Genomic DNA, 15,506 nt, shown 5'->3' with positions numbered 1-15,506 from the left:
GCTCAGCCTCGCGCCGCGCGGCCCGGCGGCACCGCGTGGAGCTGCTGCACGGAAGGCGGCAAGCGCACCGGGTGCACTGGCGGCTGCGGCGCGCGCATCTTCGGATAGAGCTTCACCAGCTCCCGCACCATCTTCGTGATGACGGAGGGCGAGGCCAGCGTGGACACGCCGCGCGTGCGTGGGAAGTAGTCCACGCCCATCTGGAACACGCGGAAGCCCTGGCGGATGGCCTTCACCACGAGCTCCGCGTCGATGAACGAGCCCTGGCTGTGCAGCTCCATGGCCTCCAGCACGCGGCGGTGCATCACCTTGAAGCTGAAGTTGACGTCCTTGATCTGGATGTCGAACAGCGACCGGATGAGCATGTTGTAGACGAACGAGTAGATGATGCGCTTGGGGCCCTCGCTCGTGCGGTCGAACCGGAAGGCGCAAATCATGTCCGCCTCCAGGTACGACATCAGATGCAGCGCCCGCTCCAGCTCGCGCATGTCCCAGGGCAGGTCCACATCGGAGTACACGACGATGTCCTTCGTCGAGGCCGCCAGCCCGGTGCGCATGGCGCCACCCAGCTTCAGATTCACGGGGTGGTGGATGACTCGCAGTTGGGGAACCTTCAGGGCCAGCGCCTCACAGACCTCACGGGTGCGGTCCGTGGACGCGTCGTTGACGACGATGATTTCGAAGTCGTCCGTCAGTGCGGGGAGGACCTCAAGCGCCCGGCTGACGGCGCGCTCGACGTAGTCCTCTTCGTTCCAGGCGGGGAAGAACAGGCTGATGCTTGGGTATTGGGCCACGAACGACCTCGGCGGGCGGACCTGCGAAGTTGGCGGCTCGCTAGCAGAGAATCCGGTTTTTATCCAATTGCAGGGGTCGCATGCCGTCGCACGCCTATGCTACCGTGAAATCACCATTTTGCGGGGACACTGTGAACTCCAGGCCCTTCACCCTGCTGGTAGTGGACGACTCGCAGTTGACGTTGCCTCGGTTGGCCCGTGCGCTGGGCCCGGAGGATTTCGCCCTCCGAATCACCGCCCACGGCCCGGAGGTGCCGAGGTTGGCGCGGGAGGTATCGCTGGTGGTGCTCTGCCCGGGCGAGGACGCCCAGGCCAGTGTGGGGTTGCTCGAACGCCTGATACCCGAGGAAGGCCCGGTGGGGCCCCCCGTGGTGCTCCTGGCTCCACCCGAGCCCAGAGCATTCTGGCTGGAGGCCCTGCGCCGCGGCGCCGAGGTCATTTGGGACCCATGGGCGCCGGATGAACTGGTGGCCCGGGTGCGTCGCGCCCTGGCCGCGCAGGCCCGGATGGAGTCGCTCGCCGCCCAGGTGAGCGAGCTGCAGCGGCTGTCGTCCACGGACGGCCTCACGGGCGTCCACAACCACCGGCATTTCCAGGAGCGGCTGAGGGAGGAGTTCCGCCGTGCCCAGCGTTATGACGACTCCCTGTCGCTCATCCTGCTGGACTTGGATTACTTCAAGGAAATCAACGACAAGTACGGCCACTCCGCGGGCGACGGCGTGCTGCGCGAGGTGGCCGCCGCGCTCACCCGGGGCGTGCGCGAGACGGACCTGGTGGCCCGCTATGGCGGCGAGGAGTTCGCGGTGCTGCTGCCCCGCACCCACCTCACCGGGGCGCTCACCGTCGCCGAGCGCGTCCGCCGCGAGCTGCGCGCCCTGCGGCTGGAGGTGTCGGACGGCCTGCAAGTCACCGCCTCATTGGGGGTTTCCAGCTTCCCCCACCGCACCGTCCTCACCCCGGAGCAGCTGCTCCTGACGGCCGACGAGGCCCTCTACCAGGCCAAACGGGACGGCAGGGATCGCATCTGCCTACATCCCCAGCTCCCGGTCGGTCCGCTCGGAACCTAGCCCGGGTCAAAGACCCGGGGTCTCTATTGACCCATTTGGTGGGGATGGGTCTAATCGGACCCGGCATTTTTTCACGCCACGGAAATGTCAAGGCCCGTGATTCCAGACTGTTGGGCAGGGAGTTTCTGCTGGCAGGGCCATTGCATTTGTCTAGGGGCGGAAACAATTCATGGGTTCTCAAGCCGCACATGTCCACGGTCAACAGGCCGAATCGCCACGCGGGCGGCTGCTCCTGGTGGATGACGAGGAGAACATCCTCAAGTCCATCCGCCGGGTGCTGCGCCGCGGCGACTGGGACATCGAGACGGCGACGGACGCCGAGCAGGGCCTGCGGGCGGTGGAAGCCTTCCACCCCGAGGTGGTCATCTCCGATTTCCGCATGCCGGGGATGAATGGCGTCGATTTCCTTACCCGGGTGAAGCAGCAGGAGCCGCGGGCCCAGCGCATCATGCTGACGGGCCAGGCGGACCAGCAGGCCATCGAGGAGGCCATCAACCGGTCGGAAATCTTCCGCTTCATCTCCAAGCCCTGGAACGACAGCCACTTGGTGCTGACGGTGAAGAGCGCCTTCGAGCAGTACGCGCTCCAGGCGGAGAACGAGCGGCTCTACACGGTGACGCAGGCGCAGAACGCGGAGCTGAAGCTGCTCAACGCGGACCTGGAGGAGCGCGTCGCCCAGCGCACGCGCATGTTGAGCCAGGCCAAGCGCGAGTGGGAGCTGTCCTTCGACTGCATGGAGACGCCGCTGTGCGTGGTGCGCGCGCGGGACTTCGCGGTGCGGCGGGCGAACCTGGCGTACGCGGACGTGGCGGGGCGCTCCATCGAGGAGATTCCCTCCGACACCACGTGCTACCGCTACCTCTTCGGCCGCAACGAGCCGTGCACGGGCTGCCCGCTGCCGGCGGCGGTGGAGAGCGGCAAGGGCGCGCGCGGTGAGGTCCGCCAGGGCGGGCGCACCTTCGTGGTGGCCGCCTACCCCATGGCGGGGGACGAGCGCGTCGTCTGCACCTACCGGGACGTCACCGAGGAGCAGTCGATGACGCGGCGGCTCATCGAGACGGAGAAGATGGCCGCGGTGGGCCAGCTCGCCGGCGGGGTGGCGCACGAAATCAACAACCCGCTGGGCGGCATCCTCGCCTTCGCGCAGTTGATGTCGCGCGACGCGGGCCGCAGTGAGGCGGACCTGGAGTCGCTGGGCCTCATCGAGGAGAGCGCGCTGCGCTGCAAGCGCATCGTGGAGAGCCTCCTCAAGTTCAGCCGCCACAGCCGCGTGGAGGACCGGCGGCCCTTCGACTTGTCCAAGTGCGTGGAGGACGCGGCGGTGCTGTTCCGGGCGCAGCTCAAGTCCATGCCCACGGTGGAGCTGGCGCTGGGGCTCGCGGACGGCCTGCCCAAGGTGTACGGCGACCCCGGTCAGCTCGCGCAGGTGGTGCTCAACCTGCTGCAGAACGGTCTCCAGTCGCTGCCCACGCGCGAGGGCAAGCTGAAGCTGGTGACGGGTCGCGAAGGCGACCGCTGCTTCTTCGCGGTGACGGACACCGGCACGGGTATCGAGGAAAAGCACCTGCCTCGCATCTTCGAGCCGTCGTTCACCACCAAGGCCCCGGGTGAAGGCACCGGCCTGGGGCTCTCCATTGCCTACCGCATCGTCCAGGACCACGGGGGCAGCTTCCACGTGGACACCCAGGTCGGCGAAGGCTCCTGCTTCACCGTTTTTCTGCCCATCCCCCTGCAGCTCGAGAGGTTGCCGTGAACCAAGTCAAGCGCGCCAAAGTCCTCGTCGTGGATGACGACTCCGTCGTCCTCAAGGCCGTGACGCAGATTCTCCAGCGCGAGGGCCACCCGGTGGTGGCCATTGACGACGCGGTGGAGGGCCTGGCGGCCGCGAAGGATCCGACCATCGACGTGGTCGTCCTCGACATCAAGATGCCCAACCTATCCGGCATGGACCTGCTGCGCGGCATCAAGGCCGACCGCCCGGACGTGGAGGTCATCATGATGACGGCCTTCGCCACCGTGGAGACGGCGGTGGAGGCGGTGAAGGCGGGTGCGTACGACTACCTCACCAAGCCCTTCGAGAACATCGACGAGGTCAGCCTCACGGTGGCCAAGGCGGCCGAGCGCAAGGCGCTCAAGGACCGCACCCGCGCGCTGGAGGAGGCCCTCACGGTCCGAAGCCAGTTCGAGGACCTCATCGGCCAGTCCACGCAGATGCGCTCCGTCTTCAAGCTGGTGGAGACGGTGAGCCACTCCACCGCCACGGTGCTCATCCAGGGGGAGAGCGGCACCGGCAAGGAGCTGGTGGCCCGCGCCATCCACTACCGCAGCGCGCGCAAGGACAAGCCCTTCGTGGCGGTCAACTGTTCGGCGCTGACGGAGACGCTGCTGGAGAGCGAGCTCTTCGGTCACGTGAAGGGCAGCTTCACCGGCGCCACCGGCAACAAGAAGGGCCTCTTCGAGGCGGCCGACGGCGGCACCATCTTCCTGGACGAAATTGGCGACGTGCCCCCGGCCACCCAGGTACGCCTGCTGCGCGTGCTCCAGGAGGGCGAGGTCAAGCGCGTGGGTGCCAACGAGCCAGTGAAGGTGGACGTGCGCGTCATCGCCGCCACCCACGTGGACCTGTCCCGCGCCAAGGAGCAGGGCAAGTTCCGCGAGGACCTCTTCTACCGCCTCAACGTCATCACCATCGACCTGCCGCCCCTGCGTGACCGGCCCGAGGACGTGCCCCTGCTGGCGCACCACTTCCTCAAGCTCTACGCCTCCAAGGCGGACAAGAAGGTGACGGGCATCTCCCCGCGCGCCATGGAAGCCCTCACCTGCAACCGGTGGACGGGCAACGTGCGTGAGCTGGAGAACGTCATCGAGCGCGCGGTGGTGCTGACGGGCAACGAGGTCATCGACGTGGAGGACCTGCCGCCGGGCTTCCAGTCCGCGCCGCAGCCGGACTCCACGGTGGAGGTGTTCAGCCTGGCACACCTGCCGTACGCCCAGGCCAAGCGCTTGGCGATGCGTGCCTTCGAGCGCCGCTACCTGTCCGCCCTGCTGGAGAAGAACAACCAGAATGTCTCCAGCGCCGCGCGCGCGGCGGGCGTGGACCGCTCCAACTTCCGCCGTCTGCTCAAGCAGTACGAGGTGGCCGGCCGGTCCATGAAGCCCCGCGTGGCCTCCCAGGACGACGGCGAGGCGCTGGAAGCCGCGTCCTGACGTGTGTCAGCCGGCGGGCACCCGGGCATTTCCCATGCGCGCCCGGGGCCCTCCTGGACTAGAAGGCGGGGTTGCGTGCAGACCCTGGCAATCGTCGCGAAGAGGGACAAGCCCGAGGCGGTAGCGCTCGCGGCTCAAATCCGTGAGCGGTACCCCCACCTGTCGGTGCTGGCGGACCGCACGCTGGCCCATGAGCTGGGCTGGCCGCGGGTGGATGACCGGGAGCTGGTGACCCGGGCGGACCTGATGGTGGTGCTGGGCGGTGACGGCACGCTCATCTACGCGGCGCGCCTGCTCGGCGGCCGCGGAGTTCCGATTCTGGGCGTCAACCTGGGCAGCCTGGGCTTCATGACGGAAGTCCCGGTGGAAGAGCTGTACCCCATGCTGGAGCAGGTGCTCGCGGGGCGCTTCCAGGTGGACTCCCGGATGAAGCTCACCTGCCGCCTGCTGCGCGGGGGCAAGGTGCTCATCGAGGACGAGGTCCTCAACGACGTGGTCATCAACAAGGGCGCGCTGGCGCGCATCGCCGACCACGAGACGTCCATCGACGGGGTGCCCATCACCACCTACAAGTCGGACGGCGTCATCCTGGCCACGCCCACCGGCTCCACGGCGTACTCGCTGTCGGCGGGTGGGCCCATCGTCCACCCGTCAGTGGACTGCACGGTGCTGTCGCCCATCTGTTCGCACGCCCTCACGCAGCGCTCCATCGTCGTGCCGGCGGACCGGACCATCCGGGTGACGCTGCGCAGTGAGACGGCGGACACGTACCTGACCATCGACGGGCAGACGGGCCACGGGCTCCAGGGTGGGGACTGCATCGAGGTGGTGCGCTCGCCCAACCGGGTGAACCTGGTGCGCAACCCGAAGGTGGCCTACTTCTCCATCCTCCGGCAGAAGCTCCACTGGGGCGAGCGCTGAAGGGCGCCGCGCGCCGTGTTCCTCTTCCTGTCGAAGGTGCTGGACCTGCTGCTGGCGCCGCTCTCCTGGGCGCTGCTGCTGTGGCTGGTGGCCTGGGGGCTGCGGCGGCGACGTGAGCGGCTGTCGCGGGTGCTGAGCGTGCTGGGCGGGGTGGTGTTGTACGCCTTCTCCATCGAGCCGGTGGCCATGGGGCTGATGCGGGCGACGGAGGCGGGGGCGGTGCGGTCCTTCCAGCCGGGGGCCACGTATGACGCCGTCATCGTCCTGGGGGGGGCGTTGGATCCGGCCGCCACGGAGCGCACCGGCGTGCCGGAGTACAACGCGGCGGCGGAGCGGGTGCTGCGGGGCTTCGAGCTGCTGCGCGAGGGCCGGGCTCGGCAGGTGCTCCTCTCCGGCGGTTCGCTGGACCCGAGGCCCGAGGCGGTGGTGGAGGCGGACGTGCTGCTCCGGCAGCTCCAGCAGTGGGGGATTCCGGAGGAGCGCATCGTCACGGAAGGGCGCAGCCGAAATACACGGGAGAACGCGGTCGAGTCCGTGCGCATCATCCAGGAGCGAGGGTGGAAGTCCCTGCTGCTGGTGACGAGCGCCGCGCACATGCCGCGCGCCGCGGGTTGCTTCGCGGCGGTGGGGCTGCGTCCGGACCTGTTGCCGGTGGACTCGCGGGCGTCGAACACGCCGCTGCGGCGCATGAGCTGGTTGCCGAGGTCTGGGGCCCTCAACCTGAGCACCGACGCCCTGCGCGAGCTGGCGGGGCGTGCGGTGTATCGCATGCGAGGTTGGACGGCGCCTTGAGCGCCGCGCCCCGTCCTACTTCAGCGGCGCGGGTGGCTGACGCGCGTCGGGAGCCAGGGCGCCAGTGCCGAGCCGGGAGATACGTCCGTCCGCCTGGGCATGCGGCAACGGCGTGCCGGTGCGGAACGCCTCCGCCAGCACGTCCAGGGGCGAATTACCCGTCACCCTGGCCGGCGTGGACGGCTGGTTCCGCAGCATGTCGTAGCCGTCCTTGCCGCTGGCGAGGAAGCTCAGCGTCGCCAGCCGGTACGTGGCTGCCTTGTCCAACGGCCTGCCGCCCACCTTCACGCCCAGCACCCGCTGTCCGGCGGGCCGGTCCGAATCGAAGGTGAACTCCAGCCCGGACACCTGCGGAAAGCGGCCCGGCCGTGAGTCCTCGCGGCTGAGGCTGACGCCGTTCTCCAGCGCCGCGCGCAGCGTGTCCCCCTTCACCTCCAGGACCACCAGCTCATCCGCGTACGGCAGGATGGCGTGCAAATCCCGCCGGGTGACACCACCCGCGGGCAGCACCGCGTCCGCGCGCAGCGCCCCGGCGTTGACCAGCGCCACGTCCGCCCTGGCCGCCGCGCGGAACGCATCCGCGACGAACGAGCCCAGGTTCGTCTCCTGGGTGCGCACCAACGCGGCCCGCGCTTCCAGGGGCACGGGGGAGCGGCCCACGTGCTCGGACAGTTGGTTGAACAGCGCGGCATAGGGCTGCATGGCCGCGTTGAAGGCCGCGTCCTCCGGCACCTGCCGCGTCACCGGCAGCGTCTGCCACGTCACCTGGCGCACCGTGGCCGTCGCCGCGTCCACGTCCAGCGTGAGCCGGCCGAGGTCCACCGCGTCCGCCGCCACCTTGAAGATGGGCGTGCCCGTGCTGCGGTCCTCCAGCGCCTCGTGGTCATGCCCCCCGAGCACCGCGTCCACCTTGACGCAGCGGGTGAGCGCCCGGTCCTGGTCCGCCGTCAGGTGGGTGAGGGCCACCACCACCTGGGCGCCGGCCTCGCGCAGCTTCGCCACCTCGCCCCGGGCCGCCTCGCAGACGTCCCCGAAGAGCGTGTCCTTGCCGGCCTTCGTGGTGCCCTTCGTCTCCTGGAGCACCACGCCGAAGAGGCCCAGCTTGATGCCGCCCAACTCTCGCACCGTGGAGGCCTGGACCCCCGCGAAGAGGCCCCCGGACTTCGCGTCCTGCACGTTGGCTCCGAGCCACGTGAAGCGGGACTCGCGAATGCGCTCACGCAGGACATCGTCGCCGAAGTCGAACTCGTGGTTGCCCAGCACCGCATAGTCCAGGCCGAACGCATTCCACGCGTCCACCATGTGCCGGCCCTTGAGCGCCTTGCCGTCCACCTCCACCAGCGACTCCACGGACGGAGACAGCGTGTCGCCCCCCATCAGCGTCAGGACGTGGGGGCTCTCGCGAAGCACCTGCTTGCGCAGCGTGGCGGCGCGGGCCATGCCCCCCCTTCCTTCCTCGACGGCCTGGACCTGGTAGACGTCCGCCAGGTGAAGGAGCGTCAGGCGCACCGTGCCGGAAGGCGGTGCTGACGTGGGGGAGGGGGCGCTCGTGGCGCATCCGCCGGCAAGGACCGCGGCCAACGCGAGCAGGGCCTCACGTCGGGCCAGCGCTGTCTTCTTCGTCATCGTGCGTCGCTCTCCCCAGCGCGCTCCCTGGGTGGGGCGCAACGTGTGGGGCGTATCGCACTCAGGCGTCGATGGCGAGCACCGGGGACTTCACGCGCGTGTCACACAGGGGGGCAGGTGTGCCGGTTGATACGTTTGACGCGCTGAGTTGTGGTGGAAAATTACAGATTCCGTGCAGAGCCGTTTGCGCGGGATTTACGCCGGTTGCTAGGACGCTCCCTGACCAAGGGAGGTTGTCATCCATGAGGCACAGCAACAGGTGGAGTGCGCTCCTGCTGGCCGGTGTGATTGCCGGCTGTGGGGAGTCCGCGCTCGAAGCGCCGCGAGGTTCCACGGAAGAGACGGCGGTCATCAGCCAGCAGCTCAGTTCGTCCACGCGGCCCGGCATGGGCGCCACCGTCTATGCGGGTGGCACCACGTTCCGCGTCTGGGCGCCGATGGCGAGCCGGGTGTTCGTCTCGGGCGATTTCAACGGCTGGGGCACCTGGATTGAGCTGGGCAACGAGTTCAACGGCAACTTCTCCGGCGATGTGGCTGGCGCGGTGAAGGGCCAGAAGTACAAGTTCATCACCCGCAACCAGTGGGGCAGCGACGCGTGGCGGGCGGACCCGCGCTCGGCGTGGCAGGAGAACTCCACCGGCTCCAGCATCATCTACGACCACGGCGAGTACTGGTGGAACGCGCAGCAGTACAGCAGCCCTGGCTTCAACGAGATGGTCATCTACGAGATGCACGTCGGCACGTTCCACGACTCGCCCGGCTTCGGCCCCGGCAACTGGAACAGCGCGATTGCCAGGCTCGACCACGTCCGGGACCTGGGCGCGAACATGATCAAGGTCATGCCCGCGTACGAGTTCGCTGGTGACTTCTCCTGGGGCTACAACGCCGCCTTCCCGTTCGCGCCGGAGAGCGCCTACGGGCACCCCAACGACATGAAGCGCTTCGTGGACGAGGCGCACATGCGTGGCATCGGCGTCATCTTCGACGTGGTGCACAACCACTACGGCCCCAGCGACCTGCCCATGTGGTGCTTCAGCGGAGACTGCCTGGGCTCGGGCGGCGAGTACTTCTACAACGACTGGCGCAAGAGCACGCCGTGGGGCGACACCCGTCCGGACTACGGCCGCCCCGAGGTCCGCGCGTACATTCGCGACTCGATGATGAACCTCACCCATTCCTTCCGGGGTGACGGTCTGCGCTGGGACGCCACCAAGTACATGCGCACGCAGAATGGCAGCGACACCACCGCCATCCCCGACGCGTGGCGCGTGTTTCGCGCCATCAACCGCGAAATCAACGCCACGCAGCCGTGGAAGATCAGCATCGCCGAGGACTTCGGCGGTGGTGACTCCATCACCAACGACGCCACGTCCGACACCTCGGGCGGCGCGGGCTTCGATTCGCAGTGGGGCGGCGACTTCGTGCACGCCATCCGCGCGGCGGTCATCGCGTCGAACGACAGCGGCCGTGACATGAACTCGGTGCGCAACGCCATCACCCAGCGCTACAGCGGGCGGCACACCGCGCGCGTCATCTACTCGGAGAGCCACGACGAAGTGGCCAACGGCAAGGCGCGCGTCCCGGAGGAGATCTGGCCGGGCAACGCGGGCAGCTGGGCCGCCAAGAAGCGCTCCACGCTGGCGGCGGGCGTCGTCTTCACCTCGCCTGGCATCCCGATGATCTTCCAGGGCCAGGAGTTCCTCGAGGACGGCTACTTCCAGGACACGGACCCCGTGGACTGGGGCAAGAACAGCACCTACGGCGGCATTCGGACGCTGTACCGCGACCTCATCCGTCTGCGCCGCAACTGGTTCAACAACACGCGCGGCCTGCGCGGCGGCAACGTCAACGTCCACCACGTCAACAACAGCGGCAAGGTGATTGCGTACCACCGTTGGGAGAGCGGCGGGCCCGGGGATGACGTCGTCATCGTCGCCAACTTCAGCGGCACGTACTTCCCCAGCTACAACATCGGCTTCCCGCGCGGGGGCATGTGGTACGCGCGCTTCAACAGCGACTGGAACGGGTACTCGGGCGACTTCGGCAACACGGCGTCGATTGACACCGTGGCCTACAGTGGCGCGAAGGACGGCCTGTCGCACAACGCGTCGTTCGCCATCGGTCCCTACTCGCTGGTCATCTTCTCGCAGTAGCGCCTGACGGCACCGGGCGCCTGGGGTGGAATCTCCCGGGCGCTCGTTCGCGCCTCAGACGTTGTAGCGCCGGCCCTGCGCGAGCGGTTCGATGACGCTCGCGCTGGTGTCGAAGTCATCCGGGTAGTGGATGAGCCGCATCCGGGCGCGCAGCTCGGCGGGCAGCGCCGCCAGCTTCTCGTAGGGCGTGTGCACGCCGTAGTTCGTCTCGTGGATGATGAGGTCCGCCTTGGAGAGCCAGTCGATGAGGCCCTCGTCGAAGGCGGTATCCGCGCTGTACCCCAGGCAGCGGCCCCCCGCGTGGATGCGCAGCGCGGTGGTGGGCACATGGTGGTACGTCATCCGGCTCTCGATGAGAAAGGGGCCGTGCCGCACGGCGGTCTCCGTGGAGAGCGGCGTGTGGACGAAGTAGTCCTCGAAGTGCTTGTCGTTGGGGGGCTCCCCGCGCCGCTCGATGAGGCACTCCATGCCCGCGGCCAGGTTGCCTTCCCACAGCCGGTCCGCGACGGTGGGGTGGGCCAGCACCTCCAGCTTCCGCTGCAGCACGAAGAAGGAGAAGTAGCCCAGGCTCTCCAGGCCCGACGCGTGGTCCGCGTGCAGGTGGGTGAGGGCCACGGCGCTGACGCGGTCCGCGTCCAGGGGCACGCCGGAGGACTCGGACGCTTCGCGCATCATCTTCCGGATGGGATGCGGGCAGTCCACGAGTAGGACCTGGTCCTCCGCCTCCACGGCGAAACAGGACGAATAGCGCAGGGCGGAGAAGGCGTCGCCGATGCCAAGGGTGATGAAGGACAGGCTCAAGGCAGGCTCCGGAGGGAAGGGTCGAGTCGCTCCCGAAGCTTCGCCGCGACGGCCGGTGGACAGAAGGCGGAAACGTCCTCGCCGCGCGCCACGCGCGCCTTGAGTCCGCTGCTGCTCACCTCGGCCAGGTGGGCTTCGGCTGGAAGGAAGAGGGTGGACAGCTCGGGCGCCAGCGCGCGGTTGTTCTGCGCCAGCGTCGTCTCGAACTGGGCATCCGTGGCACCGCGCACGCCGCGCAGCAGGACGCTGGCGCCAATGTCCCGCGCGAAGTCGACGATGAGCCCCTGCGTGCGGGCCACGGTGACGTTGGGGTGGTGCGCCACGGCTTCACGCAGGAGGGCCACGCGCTCGTCGGCGGACAGCAGGCTCTCCTTGTCCGGGTTGACGGCCACCACCACGACGACGTGGCCGAAGAGGCGGGCTGCCTGCCGGACGACGGACATATGGCCGGCGGTGACGGGGTCGAAGCTGCCGGCGTAGACGGCGATGGTCATCACGACACCTCGGGAGCGGCCTCGGAGGCCTGGCTCCGGGGCGGGGGGAAGGCGAGCGCGGCGTACAGCGTGCCCGCCGCGCACAGGAACGCGGCCAGCGTGAAGTGGCCGGCATAGCCAAGGGCCTGGGCGCTAAAGCCACTCAGCGCGGCGGCGGCACCCGTGGCCAGCACCACCAGGGACGCCTGCACGGTGTAGTCCGTGGCGGCGTGGTCCGGCCGGCAGGCGTCCATCATCGCGGTGAAGACGGCCGCGGTGGCCATGCCGCTGGCCACGTACTCGACGCCGCAGACGAGGGTGAGCAGGGGCAGGGACGTGGGGCCTCGAGCCGCCAGTGCGTAGAGCAGTACCGCGCCGGCCTGGATGCCTCCGAAGACGAGCAACGCCCGTCGCCGTCCGAGCCGCACCACCAAACCGCCTCCCAGCAGCGCCCCCACGAGTCCCGCGGTGAAGCCCACGCCGCCCAACAGCCAACCGATGGTCGTCAGCGACAGGCCCTCGTCGACCAGGAAGGTGCGCAGCATCCCGGTGGCCAGGGCTTCGCCCGCCTTGTAGACGACGAGCAGCGTGAGCCACGCGGCGGCCCCCGGACGCTTCAGCCACCATCGCAGGCCCAGGCTCTGCGCGGGTGGTGGCGCGGTGGGGGGCTCGCGGAAGAGGGCAACGGGCACGGTGGCCAGGAGCAGCAGTGTGCCCAACGCGAGGAACGTGGGGCGCCAGCCCACCGCGTCGAAGACAGCGAGCATCACGCCTCCGCCCAGAATCATCCCGACGCGGTAGGCCGCCACCTGGATGCCGTTGCCCCAGCCGCGCTCGGCCGGCGCGAGCAGGTCCACCGCCAGCCCGTCGGTGGCCACGTCCTGCGTGGCGGCCAGGAGGTTGATGCCCAGCACCGCGGCCATCAGCAGCCGCATGTCCAGGCCTCCTTCGGGGAGCGCGAGCGCGAGCAGGAGCCCCGACGACAGGCACTGCAGTGGCAGGATGTAGCCGCGCCGCCGGCCCCACTTCGCCGAACCGTGCCGGTCCATGGGCGGGGCCCAGAGGAACTTGAGCGCCCAGGGCAGCGCCAGCAGGTGCGCCAGTCCGATGGAAGGCAACGACAGGCCTTGATGGCGCAGCAGCACGGGCAGGGCCTGGGTGAAGAAACCGAAGGGAAGCCCCTGTGACAGGTAGAGGCTGGAGAGGAGCCCCAGCTTCGTTGCCGTCCTCATGCGTCCTCCTTCGCGCCGGCCGGGTCCAGCAGCCCCGCGGCCATGCGCTTCACCGTGCTGGCGGCGGAGCCCGCGGGGACCAGTCCCGGGACGCTGGCGGCGAGCACGAAGTAGCCCTGCACGGCGGCGAACAGCCCGGCCGCCAGCGCGGGCGCCTTGCGCCGTCCCACCACGGCGGCGACGAGCGACGTCAGGTGCTCCAGGTCGGCGCGCACCACCTGCTCGTAGATGGCTCGTACCTCGGGCTGCCGGATGGCCTCCGCGCTGATGGTGACCCAGCTCGCGACGGCCGCCGGGGCCGCGTCGTCGCCCGTGGCGAGGAAGGCCTCCACGAAGGCATCCACGCGGGCTCGGGCGTCCGGGCCCTTCACCCGTTCCAGCCGCGTCGCCACCCGCTGCCGCGCCTGCGCCGCGAGCTGCTCCACCAGCGTGAGGAGAATCTCCTGCTTGCCGTTGAAGTGGTAGTGCACCAGCCCTGGGCTCAACGCCGCCGCCTTCGCGATTTCGCTAATGGAAGCGCGCTCGTAACCGCGTTCCGACATGACCTTCAGCAGGCCCGCGACAATCTGCTGACGGCGCTCCTCGGTGTTGGATGGACGGGGCATGGGGTGTGTTTGTTGGTTGTTTGACCAACTTATAAACAGGGCAGACAAGGGCGTCAATCCCACCTGCCCCTGGGGACGAGGGCCCGAATAAAGAAGGCGGCTCCGGTGCCCGGTACCTGGCGTGGATGCCGCTGCCCGTGGACCCCGAGATCAACCGCATCGCCATGCGGCGCGCCCGGGAGCGCACCGATGGCATGAAGGAGGCACTGGGGCTGCGGTAGTCCCCGCGCCGCCTCAGGCAGGAATAGCGCTGGCGTGGATGGGGACCTCTCGCGCGGAGACGAGCGCCTCGATGCCCGCGGCCACCATCGCCGGCACCTCCAGCGCCGGGAAGTGGCTGGTGGCGGGGAGCTTCAGCACGTGAAAGCCCGGATGCTCCGCGCCGAAGTCCACCTGCGCCGCCAGGTAGTCGTGTGACTCCGGCCGCGAGTACAGGTGCATCGTGAGCGGCATGGGCTCCAGCGCCGCGAGCGCTCGCAGCGGAGAGCCCTCGCGGGCGTAGGCCGCTTCAATCTCCCGCCCGGCCCGGGCCCACATGGCCTCGTCGAACGCGCCCATGTCGTCGCGCACGAAGCGGCGGATGGCATCGTCGTCGAGCCCCTCCATCCAGCCCTGGAGCAGGCCGTCTCGCACTTGGCTCCAGCGCTCCGTCTGGAGCCCGCGCACGGCGCGGAGGACGGCCGGGGTGGGCTCGGTGGCAATCCAGTCCAGCAGCACCATCCGCGGCACACGCTCGGGGCCCAACGCCCGTCGCAGGTCGAGCGCCCACCAGCCCGCGTGGGACATGGCCACGGGGACGATGTGCCGCGCGCCGCTGGCCTCCACGACCGCGAGCAGGTCCTCCAGCACCGTGGTGCTGTCGAAGTCGGCGCCTCCACCTTCGGACTCGCCGTGCCCCCGGATGTCCACGGACAGGACACGGCGGAAGGCGGAGCAGCGGGGAATCAGCTTCTGGAAGCTCGCTCGGGTGGTGCACCACCCTGGGATGAAGAGAAGCGCGGGCTCGCCCTGACCCGCGTCGTCGTAGCGGATGCGGGCGCCGCCGCGAGTGTGTACTTCCGGCATGTCGTCCCCTCCGTGGAAGCGTTGGTTGGTTCTCGTTGGAGGGTGCGCAGGCCCGGCCCGCATGTCAGCAGGCAACACGGCAGGGGCCGTTCCGGTCGGACGGAGGGTCGCTGCCTCAATTAATTCGTGTTTCGCGCAGTATCCTGCTCTTGCATTCCCGAGATGACCCTACAGGAGACGTTCACATCAGAAGGTCAGCAGCGTCGTCACGCGCTCGCGCCCGAGGCGGTTGGGGCCTTCGAGGAAGTCCAAGCTGAGGAGGAAGCTGAAGCCCACCAGTTCGCCGCCGAGCCGGGACACGAGCCTCGCGGTGGCCTCCGCCGTGCCTCCCGTGGCCAGCACGTCATCCACGACGAGCACCCGCTCCCCCTGGAGGATGGCGTCTTCGTGCATCTCCACGCCGTCGGAGCCGTACTCCAGCGAGTAGCGCTCCACCACCGAGCGGTGAGGCAGCTTCCCGGGCTTGCGCGCCGGCACGAAGCCCGCGTTGAGCGCCAGCGCGATGGGGGCGCCCAGCAGGAAGCCTCGGGCCTCCACGCCCACCACCTTCGTGACGTGCTGGCCCCGGAAGGGCGCCGACATGGCGTTGATGACGCGGCCGAACAGGCGCGGGTCCGCCAGCACGGGGGTGATGTCCTTGAAGACGATGCCGGGCTTGGGGAAGTCCGGCACGTCCCGGAGCCGGGCATTCAGGTCGGCGACGAGGGTGGTGTCGGTCAGGCTCGGGACGGGCGGGTTCATGGCGTGCGCTCCAGCGGGGGGATGAAAAA

14 protein-coding genes are annotated in these 15,506 nt (G+C 69.1%); 6 read left to right on the top strand and 8 right to left on the bottom strand.

Features of this window, described 5'->3' with window-relative positions; genetic code table 11:
• Positions 1-2 precede the first annotated feature (2 nt).
• Positions 3-794, bottom strand: a complete 792-nt coding sequence (locus F8M74_RS28575; RefSeq protein ID WP_141255690.1) for a glycosyltransferase family 2 protein — start codon at positions 792-794, stop codon at positions 3-5.
• Positions 795-898: 104 nt separating this feature from the next.
• Between F8M74_RS28575 and F8M74_RS28570 the strand changes: the two genes are divergently transcribed.
• The 5 genes from F8M74_RS28570 (at position 899) to F8M74_RS28550 (ending at position 6,781) form a co-directional block, all read left to right on the top strand.
• Positions 899-1,861: a diguanylate cyclase gene (locus F8M74_RS28570; RefSeq protein WP_141255689.1), complete on the top strand. Its 963-nt coding sequence runs from the start codon at positions 899-901 to the stop codon at positions 1,859-1,861.
• Positions 1,862-2,030: 169 nt separating this feature from the next.
• Positions 2,031-3,614 carry an ATP-binding protein gene (locus tag F8M74_RS28565; RefSeq protein ID WP_141255688.1) on the top strand — a complete coding sequence of 528 codons (1,584 nt, stop codon included), beginning with the start codon at positions 2,031-2,033 and terminating at the stop codon, positions 3,612-3,614.
• Positions 3,611-5,068, top strand: a complete 1,458-nt coding sequence (locus F8M74_RS28560) for a sigma-54 dependent transcriptional regulator (RefSeq protein WP_140794467.1) — start codon at positions 3,611-3,613, stop codon at positions 5,066-5,068. Before F8M74_RS28565 ends, F8M74_RS28560 begins: the two co-directional genes overlap by 4 nt.
• A gap of 75 nt (positions 5,069-5,143) precedes the next feature.
• Positions 5,144-5,989 (top strand): NAD(+)/NADH kinase, encoded by an 846-nt coding sequence (locus F8M74_RS28555; protein WP_141255687.1) that lies wholly within the window; start codon positions 5,144-5,146, stop codon positions 5,987-5,989.
• A gap of 15 nt (positions 5,990-6,004) precedes the next feature.
• A complete protein-coding gene (locus F8M74_RS28550) occupies positions 6,005-6,781 on the top strand; it encodes a YdcF family protein (RefSeq protein ID WP_141279646.1) in 777 nt (258 codons plus the stop codon).
• A 15-nt stretch (positions 6,782-6,796) separates the two neighbouring features.
• Here the strand turns inward: F8M74_RS28550 and F8M74_RS28545 are convergent, their stop codons facing one another.
• Positions 6,797-8,407 (bottom strand): bifunctional UDP-sugar hydrolase/5'-nucleotidase, encoded by a 1,611-nt coding sequence (locus F8M74_RS28545; protein WP_141255685.1) that lies wholly within the window; start codon positions 8,405-8,407, stop codon positions 6,797-6,799.
• Positions 8,408-8,649: 242 nt separating this feature from the next.
• Between F8M74_RS28545 and F8M74_RS28540 the strand changes: the two genes are divergently transcribed.
• A complete protein-coding gene (locus F8M74_RS28540; RefSeq protein WP_141255684.1) occupies positions 8,650-10,560 on the top strand; it encodes an alpha-amylase family glycosyl hydrolase in 1,911 nt (636 codons plus the stop codon).
• Positions 10,561-10,614: 54 nt separating this feature from the next.
• Here F8M74_RS28540 and F8M74_RS28535 read toward each other — a convergent pair whose 3' ends face one another.
• The 6 genes from F8M74_RS28535 to F8M74_RS28510 all read right to left on the bottom strand — a co-directional run bounded on the left by F8M74_RS28535 (position 10,615) and on the right by F8M74_RS28510 (position 15,477).
• Complete coding sequence (locus tag F8M74_RS28535) at positions 10,615-11,361, bottom strand: MBL fold metallo-hydrolase (RefSeq protein WP_141255683.1); 747 nt, start codon at positions 11,359-11,361, stop codon at positions 10,615-10,617.
• Positions 11,358-11,855 (bottom strand): pantetheine-phosphate adenylyltransferase, encoded by a 498-nt coding sequence (gene coaD, locus F8M74_RS28530; protein ID WP_140794461.1) that lies wholly within the window; start codon positions 11,853-11,855, stop codon positions 11,358-11,360. The genes F8M74_RS28535 and coaD overlap by 4 nt, the downstream gene beginning before the upstream one ends.
• Positions 11,855-13,066: an MFS transporter gene (locus F8M74_RS28525; protein WP_141255682.1), complete on the bottom strand. Its 1,212-nt coding sequence runs from the start codon at positions 13,064-13,066 to the stop codon at positions 11,855-11,857. Before F8M74_RS28525 ends, coaD begins: the two co-directional genes overlap by 1 nt.
• The gene (locus F8M74_RS28520; protein ID WP_141255681.1) at positions 13,063-13,671 is read right to left on the bottom strand and encodes a TetR family transcriptional regulator C-terminal domain-containing protein; all 609 of its coding nucleotides are present in this window, start codon (positions 13,669-13,671) and stop codon (positions 13,063-13,065) included. Before F8M74_RS28520 ends, F8M74_RS28525 begins: the two co-directional genes overlap by 4 nt.
• A gap of 234 nt (positions 13,672-13,905) precedes the next feature.
• Positions 13,906-14,736: an alpha/beta fold hydrolase gene (locus F8M74_RS28515; protein WP_141255680.1), complete on the bottom strand. Its 831-nt coding sequence runs from the start codon at positions 14,734-14,736 to the stop codon at positions 13,906-13,908.
• Between the two features lie 186 nt (positions 14,737-14,922).
• A complete protein-coding gene (locus F8M74_RS28510) occupies positions 14,923-15,477 on the bottom strand; it encodes an adenine phosphoribosyltransferase (protein WP_090490006.1) in 555 nt (184 codons plus the stop codon).
• Between the last annotated feature and the right edge of the window lie 29 nt (positions 15,478-15,506).

Source organism: Myxococcus sp. CA023 (genome assembly GCF_010998615.1).
GTDB lineage: Bacteria > Myxococcota > Myxococcia > Myxococcales > Myxococcaceae > Myxococcus.
This window is presented reverse-complemented; position numbering and strand designations above follow the sequence as displayed.

Coding starts and splice junctions, on each gene's coding strand:
- F8M74_RS28565 (WP_141255688.1), top strand. CDS start 2,031: ATGGGTTCTCAAGCCGCACATGTCCACGGTCAACAGGCCGAATCGCCA.
- F8M74_RS28545 (WP_141255685.1), bottom strand. CDS start 8,407: ATGACGAAGAAGACAGCGCTGGCCCGACGTGAGGCCCTGCTCGCGTTG.
- F8M74_RS28540 (WP_141255684.1), top strand. CDS start 8,650: ATGAGGCACAGCAACAGGTGGAGTGCGCTCCTGCTGGCCGGTGTGATT.
- coaD (WP_140794461.1), bottom strand. CDS start 11,855: ATGACCATCGCCGTCTACGCCGGCAGCTTCGACCCCGTCACCGCCGGC.
- F8M74_RS28525 (WP_141255682.1), bottom strand. CDS start 13,066: ATGAGGACGGCAACGAAGCTGGGGCTCCTCTCCAGCCTCTACCTGTCA.
- F8M74_RS28520 (WP_141255681.1), bottom strand. CDS start 13,671: ATGCCCCGTCCATCCAACACCGAGGAGCGCCGTCAGCAGATTGTCGCG.
- F8M74_RS28515 (WP_141255680.1), bottom strand. CDS start 14,736: ATGCCGGAAGTACACACTCGCGGCGGCGCCCGCATCCGCTACGACGAC.
- F8M74_RS28510 (WP_090490006.1), bottom strand. CDS start 15,477: ATGAACCCGCCCGTCCCGAGCCTGACCGACACCACCCTCGTCGCCGAC.